Annotated in this window: 11 protein-coding genes; 8 read left to right on the top strand and 3 right to left on the bottom strand. The window is 62.2% G+C overall.

The genetic code is table 11. From position 1 onward, the window contains the following. Nucleotides 1-189: 189 nt before the first annotated feature. The 3 genes from MMB74_RS09135 to MMB74_RS09125 form a co-directional block, all read right to left on the bottom strand. Entirely contained in the window at nt 190-981 is a 792-nt protein-coding gene (locus MMB74_RS09135; protein WP_277428304.1) for an alpha/beta hydrolase, read from the bottom strand. A gap of 73 nt (nt 982-1,054) precedes the next feature. Further along, nucleotides 1,055-2,074: an alpha/beta hydrolase gene (locus MMB74_RS09130; RefSeq protein ID WP_277428303.1), complete on the bottom strand. Its 1,020-nt coding sequence runs from the start codon at nt 2,072-2,074 to the stop codon at nt 1,055-1,057. A gap of 46 nt (nt 2,075-2,120) precedes the next feature. Further along, on the bottom strand, nt 2,121-2,528 hold the full coding sequence (locus MMB74_RS09125) for an organic hydroperoxide resistance protein (protein ID WP_277428302.1): 408 nt from the start codon (nt 2,526-2,528) through the stop codon (nt 2,121-2,123). Between the two features lie 306 nt (nt 2,529-2,834). Between MMB74_RS09125 and MMB74_RS09120 the strand changes: the two genes are divergently transcribed. From MMB74_RS09120 to MMB74_RS09085, 8 genes are all read left to right on the top strand, one after another. Beyond that, nucleotides 2,835-3,380, top strand: coding sequence for a redoxin family protein (locus tag MMB74_RS09120; protein ID WP_277428301.1), 546 nt, complete (start codon nt 2,835-2,837; stop codon nt 3,378-3,380). Nucleotides 3,381-3,398: 18 nt separating this feature from the next. After that, nucleotides 3,399-4,139 carry a response regulator gene (locus MMB74_RS09115; RefSeq protein WP_277428300.1) on the top strand — a complete coding sequence of 247 codons (741 nt, stop codon included), beginning with the start codon at nt 3,399-3,401 and terminating at the stop codon, nt 4,137-4,139. Beyond that, the gene (locus MMB74_RS09110; protein ID WP_277428299.1) at nt 4,136-5,461 is read left to right on the top strand and encodes a HAMP domain-containing sensor histidine kinase; all 1,326 of its coding nucleotides are present in this window, start codon (nt 4,136-4,138) and stop codon (nt 5,459-5,461) included. The genes MMB74_RS09115 and MMB74_RS09110 overlap by 4 nt, the downstream gene beginning before the upstream one ends. Before the next feature lie 380 nt (nt 5,462-5,841). Further along, nucleotides 5,842-7,131 carry a glycine betaine/L-proline ABC transporter ATP-binding protein gene (locus MMB74_RS09105; RefSeq protein ID WP_277428298.1) on the top strand — a complete coding sequence of 430 codons (1,290 nt, stop codon included), beginning with the start codon at nt 5,842-5,844 and terminating at the stop codon, nt 7,129-7,131. Then, nucleotides 7,128-8,012 (top strand): proline/glycine betaine ABC transporter permease, encoded by an 885-nt coding sequence (locus MMB74_RS09100; RefSeq protein ID WP_277428297.1) that lies wholly within the window; start codon nt 7,128-7,130, stop codon nt 8,010-8,012. Before MMB74_RS09105 ends, MMB74_RS09100 begins: the two co-directional genes overlap by 4 nt. 163 nt (nt 8,013-8,175) lie before the next feature. Next, complete coding sequence (locus tag MMB74_RS09095; protein ID WP_277428296.1) at nt 8,176-9,057, top strand: glycine betaine ABC transporter substrate-binding protein; 882 nt, start codon at nt 8,176-8,178, stop codon at nt 9,055-9,057. A 155-nt stretch (nt 9,058-9,212) separates the two neighbouring features. Continuing rightward, nucleotides 9,213-10,508 (top strand): serine hydroxymethyltransferase, encoded by a 1,296-nt coding sequence (glyA, locus tag MMB74_RS09090; protein WP_277428295.1) that lies wholly within the window; start codon nt 9,213-9,215, stop codon nt 10,506-10,508. Nucleotides 10,509-10,649: 141 nt separating this feature from the next. After that, nucleotides 10,650-11,537, top strand: coding sequence for a dihydrodipicolinate synthase family protein (locus MMB74_RS09085; RefSeq protein ID WP_277428294.1), 888 nt, complete (start codon nt 10,650-10,652; stop codon nt 11,535-11,537). Nucleotides 11,538-11,539: the final 2 nt, after the last annotated feature.

The following is an 11,539-nucleotide window of genomic DNA, read 5'->3' as shown; positions in this document are numbered from 1 at the left end:
GTAGCGCGATCCGTTTCGGCGGTGGTTGATCGCGATCAACCGGGGGCGGGATCGAATGGATCTCGTCGATGCGTTTGACGTAGGTCAACCCGCCCCCATTCGCTGCTGCCGCGCACGAGGGGCGAGGCTGTCAACGAGCGGGAGCGGTGCGAAACGAAACGATGTAATCGGATCGACGTCGATACGCGGCTACTGTGCCGAAGCCGCTTTCTCGATCAACTTGGCCACGGCATAGGGATGGGACACCATCACTACGTGCGACGCGCCTTTGACCACCACGACCCCCTTGGCATCGGCTCGCTTGGCCATGAATGCAATGGCTTGCGGCGGAATGTTTCGATCGGCATCGCCGTAGATGAACCAAGAAGGAACGGTCTTCCAAGCCGCGTCGCCCGATTTTTCGCTGAGCGCCGCTTGCGCGATCGGACGCTGCGTGGCCGCCATCAACACGGCCTGCGCGTCGGGAACGTCGGCTGCGAATTGCGCGTGGAATTTGTCTTGCAGGATATAAAGGTCCTTGCTGCCGTCGGCAAGGTCGACGGGCGGCGCCAGCGTGGGCCCCAAGGTGCTGCCGGGGAATTTTCCGGCCAGTTCGGCCACCGTTTCTCCCGTGTCCGGGGCGAAGGCGCTGACGTACACCAACGCCTTGACGTTGCCGTGACCGTTGGCGGCTTCGGTAATCACGTTGCCGCCATACGAGTGCCCGACGAGCACGACGGGGGTGCCCTGAGCGGCGACGAGACTGCCGATGTAAGCGCCGTCGCTCTTCACGCCACGCAGCGGGTTCGCGGCCGCGACGACAGGGTAGCCGTCCTTGTGCAAGATCTTGACGACGCCATTCCAACTCGATGCATCGGCAAAGGCGCCATGCACCAGGATGACGGTGGGTTTGGCGCTCTGCGCTTGCGCAAATACGTTTGGGCTCGTGAGTGCCGTCACTGCGGCGACAGTCAGCGCAAGACCAGCAAGAAGGTTCTTCATTTTTTTCTCCGTAGGTGGCGAACGGGTAAGCGTGCGGTGCAACCGGCCACGCGATTGCGCTGCGCGCACCGAATCAAAGACGATCCGCGTCGACCACGGCCTGGGTGAACGCTTGTGGCGCTTCTTCGGGCAGGTTGTGGCCGATGCCGCCCGTGACGAGCCGGAATTGGTACTTTCCCGCGAAGCGCTTCGCGTACGACTCGGGCTGCGGATGCGGTGCGCCGTTGGCATCGCCTTCGAGCGCGATCGTCGGCACCGTGATGGGCGGGAACTGCGCCAGGCGTTTCTCGAGCGGCTCGTACTTCGGTTCGCCCTTGGCCAAGTCGAGCCGCCAGCGGTAGTTATGGGTTGCGATGGCTACTTGGTCTGGGTTCTCGAGCGCGGCCGCGCTGCGCTCGAAGGTGGCGTCGTCGAACTTCCATTTCGGCGAAGCCAACTGCCAAATCAGTTTGGCGAAATCGTGACGGTACTTGTCGTAGCCGATGCGGCCGCGCTCGGTCGCGAAGTAGTACTGGTACCACCATTGCAGTTCGGCTTGCGGCGGCAGCGGCGTCTTGCCCGCTTCCTGGCTGCCGATGAGATAGCCGCTCACCGTCACCAATGCTTTCACGCGTTCGGGCCACAGCGTCGCGACGATGTCGGCCGTGCGCGCACCCCAGTCGAAGCCACCGAACACCGCGCGCTGGATATGCAAGGCGTCCATGAAGTCGATGGCGTCCTGCGCGAGCGCGGCGGGTTCGCCGTTGCGCATGGTGCGATCGGACAGGAAGCGCGTTTCGCCGTAACCGCGGGCATAGGGGATCAGCACGCGGTAGCCCTTCGCCGCGAGGGCGGGCGCGACCTGCTCGTAGCTGTGAATATCGTACGGCCATCCGTGCAGAAGAATGACGACGGGCCCGTTGGCCGGTCCCATTTCGGCATATGCGACGTCCAGCACGCCCGCGTGGACGTGTTTCAGCGGACCCCAGGGCGCCTGCGATGCGGCGGATGCGGCCTGAGGCTGCGACGCTTGGTCTTCGGCGTGTGCGGTAGGAACGAAGCAACCGAGGCTCAAGGCAAGGGTGGCGGCGAATGCGGCGTAGTTGCGTTTCATGACGATCTCCTGCAAGTCGTATCGCGTATTGGGCGATGAGAAAGGGTTAAACCGCGCGGACCGTGGCGTTGATGTTGCCGCGCGTCGCTTTCGAGTACGGGCACAGCTGATGAGCGCGTTCGACAACCGATTGCGCGACGGCCGGGTCCAGCCCCGGAAGGCTCACGTTCAGGCGCGCCGCCAGGAAGTAGCCGCGTTCGGTGTCCATGTTCAAGTCGACTTCTGCCGCGACCGCCGTGTCGGGCGGCAGTGCAATGCCGGCTTCTTGCGCGGCTCGGCCCATCGCGCCGATGAAGCAGGCCGACCATCCGGCGGCGAACAACTGCTCGGGATTGGTGCCGGCGCCGTTCGAGCCCGGCGCCGACAACTTGATGTCGAGGCGCTGATCGTCGCTGCGCGACTGCCCGTTGCGACCGCCGGTGGTGTGAGTTTTGCCGGTATAGAGGGTGGACATGATCGGTTTCCTTTTGGATGAAATGGCCGCGTGGTTGAGAGGCGTCGGCCGGTGTGCGTATGAAACCGTGGCGGCGTATCCCGCATGTATCGCAGCGGGCGCGAAATCTCATCGGAATGTGTCGCGCGCGGCCCCAGATACATTCCGATACATAACGCCGCCGCCTCCCGGCGTTCGGGCGCGCCGCGAATACAAACGGATACAAAAGGCGGGGAAAGCGGACACGCTGCGGATAACCAAGCAGACGTAAATAGCGTGCAGGGCGGCGCACCACGCGCCGTCGTGCACGACCGAGGAGGCACACTCATGACTTTTTCTCGATTCGCCATCGCAGCGCTGGCCCTGTCGAGCGCCGTGTTGCTCACGTTCCGGCTTGCTTCGGGCGGTTCGCCCAGCGCGCAACAATCGGCGGCGCAAGGGCCTGCGCCCGGCTTCGACGGCGCCGATCGTTGGTACAACTCGCCGCCGTTGACGCTCGATGCGCTTCGAGGCAAGGTGGTGCTCGTCGAGTTCTGGACGCGCGAATGCATCAATTGCATTCACGTGCTCCCGCATACGAAGGCGCTGCACGACACGTACGCCAAAGACGGGCTGGTGGTGGTCGGCGTGCATACGCCGGAATACGAGGAGGAACGCGACCCGGCAGCCCTGAAGGCCGCCCTCCATCGATATGGGATCATGTGGCCCGTCGCGGTGGATAATGAGTCCCGCATTTGGAATGCCTACGGCAATCGATTCTGGCCGGCGATTTACTTGATCGACCGCAATGGCCGCGTGGTATATCGCCATTACGGCGAAGGCGACTACGAGCAAACCGAGCGGCGAGTGCGCGCGCTGCTCGGCAAGCCTTGACACTAGGCAACGAAGAGCATGGAACATATCGACCACATCCTCGTCGTCGACGACGACCGTGAAATTCGCACAGGCGTCGTCGAGTATCTACGCAAGAACGGGCTGCGCGCCAGCGCAGCCGTGAATGGACGCGAGATGTTCGCGCAACTCGATTCGTCGGCGTTCGATTTGATCGTGCTCGACATCATGATGCCCGGCGACGACGGTCTCGTGCTGTGCCGCACGTTGCGCGGCGGGAAGCATAAAGCCGTGCCGATCCTATTGCTCACCGCACGCGACGACGAAACCGACCGCATCGTCGGCCTCGAAATGGGCGCCGACGATTACGTGGTCAAGCCGTTCTCGCCGCGCGAGCTGCTCGCGCGCATCAAGGCCGTGATCCGTCGCGCGCGCATGCTGCCGCCCAATTTACGCATCACCGAAACCGCCGACATGCTCTCGTTCGGGCGCTGGCGGCTCGACACGATGGCGCGTCACCTGATCGACGAACAGAACACCGTCGTCGCGCTGAGCGGTGCCGAGTTCCGGCTCTTACGCGTGTTTTTGGATCACCCGCAGCGTGTGCTGTCGCGCGACCAACTGCTCAATCTGACGCAAGGCAGGGACGCGGAACTCTTCGATCGCTCCATCGATTTGCTGGTGAGCCGCCTGCGCAGCAGGCTCGAGGACAACGCCAAGGAGCAGTCGTACATCAAGACCGTGCGCAGCGAGGGGTACGTTTTCAGCATGGCGGTCACGCTGCACGGGGGAGACGCGTGAGCGCCGCGGCGCCGGACGCATCGATGCGCTGGCTGCCGCGCAGCATGGCCTCGCGCGTGTACTTGATCATTTTCGCGGGGCTGATGCTGGCGCAGGCGCTCTCGTTCGCGTTGATGTATTACGAGCGCGATCAAAGCGCCACGACGGTGATGCTCGATTCGGTGGAACACGAAGTCGGTACTTCCGTGGCGGTGCTGGACCGCTTGCCTGCAGCGGAACGGCCCAATTGGCTTGGCCGCCTGCAACGCGACAACTACCGTTTCGCGCTGGGCGACGGCCGACCGGGAACGCCGCTGGCCTCCAGCCGCTCGCGCGAGCTCATGCATCGGATAGAGCGGGAAGTCGGCCCGGGCTACCACGTGAAGGGCGATACGATTTCGATGCATCCCGAGCGGTACCAAGTGCATTTCACGTTGCACGACGGTGCGCCGCTCACGCTAGAAGTCACGCCGCGCGGCGTGCCTCCAATCGCGCGGTGGCTGCCAATCGTGCTGGTGTTGCAGTTGCTGCTGTTGCTCGCATGCACTTGGCTGGCGGTGCGTTTGGCCACGCGGCCGTTGACGCAGCTCGCGCAAGCAGCCGAAGCCATGACGCCCACGGCCGAGGGCCCGCGCATGAGCGAGGCGGGTCCTATCGAAGTGTCGCAAGCCGCGGCGGCCTTCAATACGATGCAAGAGCGCATCAGCCGTCATGTCAAGGAGCGGCTGCATATTCTCGCTTCCATCTCGCACGATCTGCAGACGCCGATCACACGCATGCGGCTACGTGCCGAGGCCTTGGAAGAGAACGAAGATCGCGTCAAGCTGCTCGGCGATCTGCATGAGATGGAGCATCTCGTGCGCGAAGGCGTGGCGTATGCGCGTAGCGCGCATGGCGGCGCCGAAGCGCCGGTGCGCATGGACGTGGGCGCGTTTCTGGAAAGCGTCGTGTTCGATTATCAGGATGTGGGCAAACCGGTGACGTTGACGGCGTCGGTCAGCGGCGTATCGATGGTGCGCCGGCAGGCGCTACGGCGCGTGCTGGGCAACTTGATCGACAACGCCATCAAATACGGCGGCGCGGCCGAAGTGAGCGCGTGGCGCAACGACGAAGGTGCGCTGTGCGTGGCTGTGCTCGATCGCGGGCCTGGCATTCCCGAAGACGAACTCGGACGCGTTTTAGAGCCGTTTTATCGCTTGGAAGGGTCGCGCAATCGCGACACGGGCGGTGCGGGGTTGGGCCTTGCGATCGCCGCGCAATTAACGCGGGCGATCGGCGGGAGCCTCGAGCTTGGCAACCGGCAGGGCGGGGGGCTGGTGGCCACGGTCGCCTTGCACGCTTGAGTGCGCAAACCACCGCGCATTAGGAAATTCCCTATGTGCCACCCCGCGCGGCACCCCGTTCAACGCGCGGCAACGCCGTGCTTTGTCCTCTCTTTGCACCGTCGAACGCCCGCCCCCATTGAGTCATAGCGCATCGCGCGATTTCGACCGATATTCAATGAACGCTACATTCGACGACCCCATAACCGGACGTATGGCAAAGGGCGAACAAAATGTATCGGGATGCGACGATTTGGCTTGGTACGCTTGATTTCACGCAATAGACATCAACCAGCGATTGGCTTTCGCCGCAGGATTCGCTGCGAGCGACGACGAATGCGAGACGACGCGCTGCAAGTCGTCGCCTTCGATTTCTTGAACTTGCCTGTTGAGATCAAAGCATGCCTCCGAACTTGACATTTGCATCGCAAGACTTGGCGCGCCCAAGGGCGGGTAGTGCGGCCGCCGCTGCGCCCGTTGCACATTCCATCGCTGCCGCGGGCACCGATATCCTGACCGTGCGCCGTTTGGCGAAGATCTTCGGCCCGAAGCCCGAGAGAGCCGCCGAATTGGTCCTGCAAGGGGTTGGCCGAGATGAAATCTTCAAGCGCACGGGCAACATGGTGGCGGTCAACGACGTTAGCTTGAGCGTCAAATCGGGCGAGATCTTCGTCATCATGGGGCTGTCGGGTTCGGGCAAGTCGACGCTGGTGCGGCTGTTGAACCGCCTCATCGAGCCGACGTCGGGACAGGTCATCCTCGAAGGCCGCGATATCGCGCCGATGTCCACGGTGGAACTACGCGAGGTGCGCAGGAAGAAAATGGCGATGGTGTTCCAGTCATTCGCCCTGCTGCCCAACCGCAGTGTGCTGGATAACATCTCCTATGGTCTCGAAGTGGCCGGCATGAAGAAGGCGCAACGCTACGAGATCGCACGCGCCGCGCTGACGCGTGTCGGCCTTGGTTCATACGAAAAGCTCCTGCCGAGCGAGCTATCGGGGGGCATGCAGCAACGCGTCGGCTTGGCGCGCGCCTTGGCGGTGAATCCCTCGGTGCTGCTGATGGACGAAGCGTTTTCCGCTTTGGATCCGTTGATCCGCCATGAGATGCAGAGCGAACTGCTACGGCTGCAAAAGGAAGAGCAGCGAACGATTGTCTTCATCTCGCATGACATCGAAGAAGCGATCAAGATCGGCGGCCGGATCGGCATCATGAAGGATGGGTGTTTGATCCAAGTCGGTACGCCGGCGGAACTGATTCAGTCGCCTGCGGACGACTATGTACGCGATTTCTTCCGCCACGTCGACGTCTCCCGGTTCTTGAAGGCGTCGAGCCTCTTGACGAGCGTTGGACGCGAGTTGATTGCTTGCGACATCGGTGCGCCGGCAGACCGGTACCTCAGCCAGATCATCGATAGCGGTGTCGAATGTGGCTACGTCTGCGACCTGTCGGGCCTCTACCAGGGCGGCGTGACACCCGCTTCGCTTCACAAGGCCGGCACGGGTTCGATCCGCGACGCGTTGCTGCCCGATTTACGGTCCGTTTCGCTGGACGCCGATCTGCACGATCTCGCGGCGATCGCTTTGAGCCAAGAGCACGATGTGCCGGTGGTGGACTCGGCCGGCAGGCTCGCGGGGGCCGTGTCGTGCCGCACGATCCTAAAACAAGTCATGGAACGGAGAGCAGGATGAACTCATCAGGGATCGGCAAATTTGCAGAGGATGCCGTCAACTTCCTCTTCCATCATTTCCGTGGCGGGTTCGATGCGTTCTCCGCCGCACTCGGCGCGGTGGTCAAGCTGCTTGAGGACGGCCTGGGCGCGATTCCGTTCGTCGCGATGCTGGTGATCCTCGTGGCGCTTGCATTGTGGCGCCGCGGCATCGTGTTCGCGGTCTTCGTCGGCCTCGCGCTGGAAGCGATTCATTACATGGGGTTATGGACGCAGACGGTATCCACGCTGGCGCTCGTGACGGCTGCCACCTGCTTCAGTTTGGTCATCGGCGTTCCGCTCGGCATCTGGGGCGCGAGAAACAGGCGGGTGGAGTTGATTCTGCGTTCGCTGCTCGACTTTATGCAGACGATGCCGGCGTTCGTTTATTTGATTCCGGCCGTCATTTTGTTCGGGCTTGGCAGAGTGCCCGCCGTCATCGCAACCGTCGTTTTCGCGATGCCGCCCGTCGTGCGTCTGACCACATTGGGCATTCGGCAGGTGCGAGAAGAGTTGCTCGAAGCGGGGCGCTCGTTCGGCAGCACCGATGCACAGTTGCTGTGGAAGGTTCAGTTGCCGAATGCGTTGCCCTCGATCATGGCTGGAGTGAATCAAACCATCATGATGGCGCTTTCGATGGTCGTGATTGCATCGATGATCGGCGCGGGCGGTCTTGGCGAATATGTGCTGAGCGGGATTCAGCGCCTGGACATCGGCATCGGTTTCGAAGGCGGCTTGGGCGTCGTGCTGCTCGCGATCGTGCTCGACCGTTTGACCGAAAGTTTCGGTGTCAAGGCGAAGCGCAAGACGAGGCCCGGCATGCGGACGGCGAAGTCGGAAGCGCGCGGCGCGGCGCATACCTGAGCGCAAGCGAGAGCGGTAGCGGTAGATACGGTCGCCCTGAAGGGCGACCCGGGCACCGAGCATTGCGGCTGGCTCGGTGAAGTGGAAGGGGCGGGGACCAATGCGCTACATAGCGACGTCCGTCGGATTGTTGATCATCTCTTTTATAACTAAGGAGTCCTAAATGAAATGCCGTTTGTTGAAATCGCTTCTCGCGAAGCTGGCGGTATCGACGGTTGTCGCTGTAGGCTTGACGGGCGTGCCCGCGATGGCCGCGGAGCCGGTGAAAATCGCGGTGACGAACTGGGCCGACGTGCTGGCCGTGGCGAACGTCGCCAAATACGTGCTCGAAAACGATCTGAAGCAACCCGTTCAGTTCGTGCAGGCCGATATCGGCATCCAATACCAAGGCGTGGCGCGGGGCGATTTGGACATCATGGTGGGCGGATGGCTGCCTGTTACCCATGCGACGTACTACGCCAAGTACAAGAACGACTTGGATGACGTGGGCATCATCTACACGGGCGGCAAGAACGGTTGGGCTGTCCCCGCCTACGTGCCCGAATCCGAATTGTCGTCGATCGCCGATCTTAGCAAGCCCGAGGTCAAGAGCAAGCTCAACGGCACCATCCAAGGTATCGAGCCTGGCGGTGGCTTGATGCAAGCCTCGGAAAAGACGATCCAAGCCTACAACCTGACCGGCTACAACCTGCAGGCGTCGAGCGAAGCGGGCATGCTGGCCGGCGTGTCGCGCGCGTATCAGTCGAATCAATGGGTCGTGGCGACGGTATGGAGCCCGCACTGGCTCTTCCAAAAATGGAAGATGCGCTATCTGAAGGATCCGAAAGGCACGCTGGGTGGAGAAGAGCAGATCCATGCCTTTGCGTCGAAGCAGTTCGCGAGCAAGTTTCCGCGCGCTGACGTGTTCTTCAAGCACTTCAAGTTGACGCTGGCCGACGTCGAGGCAATCGAGTTCGAAGGGAACAGCACGAACGACTATGCCACCGCCGCGAAGAAGTTCGTCGAGTCCCACCCGGAAAAGCTCAAGGCCTGGATGCAGCAGTAGCGACACGCCGCTTTCCGTGAATCGCATGCACTGGCATCGGCTCACGGATCGCGCGAATTCACCTTCCGGCGGTCAAGAGAGAGCCCGCTGTTATCTATCTATGACAGGTGCAGTCGTATAGCACTGCGCTGCAAACAATCTTTCGGGAGTGATCAGTGAACGAACAATCGCGGTTTTTTTCCGAAAGGCTCCAGAGCCATGACCCCGTCATCGCGTCGGAGATCGCGCTCGAGTTGCGCCGCCAGCAAACGCAGATCGAACTGATCGCTTCTGAGAACATCGTTTCGGCTGCTGTGATGGAGGCGCAAGGTACCGTACTGACCAACAAGTACGCCGAAGGCTATCCGTCCAAGCGCTACTACGGCGGCTGCGAGCACGTGGACCGTATCGAGGCGCTGGCGATCGATCGCGTGAAGGCGCTGTTCGACGCCGAATATGCGAACGTGCAGCCGCATTCGGGTGCGCAGGCAAACGGCGCCGTCATGCTGGCGCTCGTCAAGCCCGGCGATACGGTCATGGGCATGTCGCTCGATGCGGGCGGTCACCTCACGCACGGTGCGCGTCCGGCGCTCTCCGGCAAGTGGTTCAACTCGGTGCAATACGGCGTGAGCCCCGAGACGTATCGGATCGACTACGACAAGGTGCATCGGCTTGCGCAAGAGCATCGCCCGAAGCTGATCATCGCCGGCTATTCGGCGTATCCGCGGGCGCTCGATTTCGCGGCCTTCCGCAATATCGCCGATAGCGTCGGAGCGCTGTTGATGGTCGACATGGCGCATATCGCAGGCATCGTTGCCGCGGGGCGCCATGAAAACCCCGTTCGTTTCGCCGATGTGGTGACGTCGACGACGCACAAGACGCTTCGCGGGCCGCGCGGCGGCTTCATCCTCACCAACAACGGCGATATCGCCAAGAAGATCAACTCGGCCGTGTTTCCCGGTTTGCAAGGCGGGCCGCTCATGCATGTCATTGCGGGTAAGGCGGTGGCGTTCGGAGAAGCGCTTCGCCCGGAATTTACGGCCTACATCGACCAGGTGCTGCGCAATGCGGAGGCGCTCGGCAATGTGTTGAAGTCCGGCGGACTCGACCTCGTGACGGGCGGCACGGATAACCACTTGCTGCTCGTCGATTTGCGCACGAAGCGCCTCACCGGTACGCAGGCGGAGAAGGCGCTCGAGCGTGCCGGTATCACCTGCAACAAGAATGGCATTCCGTTCGATACGGAAAACCCGACAGTCACGTCCGGCATCCGCTTGGGCACACCGGCGGGCACGACGCGAGGCTTCGGTAAGGCGCAGTTCGAGCGGATCGGCGAAATGATTTTGGAAGTATTGTCGGCGCTCGAGCGCGAGCCGGGCGGCGACGAGCAGATCGAACGCGCGGTGCGCGCCCGCGTGCGAGAGCTGTGCGGACAGTTTCCGATTTACTCGCATGCGGTCGATGTCGTCTGACGTGAGCGCCGCGCGCCCGGGCCGCAATGGCGGTTCGGATCGGTTGGTCGGTTTGCCACGATCCGCTACGGGCGGGTGATTACCGGCTACTGCTACTAATTGTCGATTGTTAATTGCTGATTACTGAAGAGAGATATCGAAATGAGCTTCGAGGGCGTACATACTCCGCTGGTGACTCCGTTCAAAGCGGATGGTGAAATCGATCATGCATTGCTCGGCAAACACGCCGCCGACTTGGCCGGCCGTGTGTCCGGCTTGGGCGTTGGCGGCACGACCGGCGAATACTATGCACTGAGTTTCGACGAGCGCGTCGAGACGTTCAACACGGTGGCGCAGGCCGCCGGCGGCAAGACGTACTTGACCGCGGGCATCAATGCCACCATCACGAAGGAAGTGATTCGCCTGGGCGAGCAAGCCAAGCGTGCTGGGCTGCAGGCGTTGCTGGTCGCTGCGCCTTACTATGCGCAACCGACGCAGGAAGAACTGCTCGCGCATTTGCTGAAAGTAGACGATGCGCTCGATATGCCCATCATGCTTTACAACTTCCCGGCTCGGACCGGGACGGAAATCAGCGACGGCGTCCTGACGAAGTTGCTCGAGCGGCCGAACTTCATCGCCATGAAGGAAAGCACCGGGGACATTTCTCACCTGCATCATCTCGCCACGCACTTCAAGGATCGCTTGGTGCTCAGCTGCGGCATGGATGATCAGGCGCTCGAGTTCTTCGCTTGGGGCGCGAGGAGCTGGGTCGGCGGCGCGTCGAACTTCCTGCCCGAGGCGCACACAGCGCTGTTCGACGCTTGCGTGGTGAAAGGCGACTTTGCGTTGGGCCGCAAGTTGATGGCGCAGTTGCTGCCCGTGCTCGAACTGCTCGAGCGCAGCGGCAAGTTCATCCAATACGTCCGCTACGGATGCGAATTGGCGGGCGTTCCCGTGGGCATCGCACGTGCCCCGTTGGGCGGCCTGTCCGACGACGAGCGCAACGCGTTTGCCAAGCTCGTCAAACCGATGTTGCACAACGCACGATAACT

It is taken from the genome of Trinickia sp. Y13, assembly GCF_029522115.1.
GTDB lineage: Bacteria > Pseudomonadota > Gammaproteobacteria > Burkholderiales > Burkholderiaceae > Trinickia.
Note: the sequence above shows the minus strand (reverse complement) of the source record. Positions and strands in the feature narration are given on the sequence as shown.

Coding starts and splice junctions, on each gene's coding strand:
- MMB74_RS09135 (WP_277428304.1), bottom strand. CDS start 981: ATGAAGAACCTTCTTGCTGGTCTTGCGCTGACTGTCGCCGCAGTGACG.
- MMB74_RS09130 (WP_277428303.1), bottom strand. CDS start 2,074: ATGAAACGCAACTACGCCGCATTCGCCGCCACCCTTGCCTTGAGCCTC.
- MMB74_RS09125 (WP_277428302.1), bottom strand. CDS start 2,528: ATGTCCACCCTCTATACCGGCAAAACTCACACCACCGGCGGTCGCAAC.
- MMB74_RS09120 (WP_277428301.1), top strand. CDS start 2,835: ATGACTTTTTCTCGATTCGCCATCGCAGCGCTGGCCCTGTCGAGCGCC.
- MMB74_RS09115 (WP_277428300.1), top strand. CDS start 3,399: ATGGAACATATCGACCACATCCTCGTCGTCGACGACGACCGTGAAATT.
- MMB74_RS09105 (WP_277428298.1), top strand. CDS start 5,842: ATGCCTCCGAACTTGACATTTGCATCGCAAGACTTGGCGCGCCCAAGG.
- MMB74_RS09100 (WP_277428297.1), top strand. CDS start 7,128: ATGAACTCATCAGGGATCGGCAAATTTGCAGAGGATGCCGTCAACTTC.
- MMB74_RS09095 (WP_277428296.1), top strand. CDS start 8,176: ATGAAATGCCGTTTGTTGAAATCGCTTCTCGCGAAGCTGGCGGTATCG.
- MMB74_RS09085 (WP_277428294.1), top strand. CDS start 10,650: ATGAGCTTCGAGGGCGTACATACTCCGCTGGTGACTCCGTTCAAAGCG.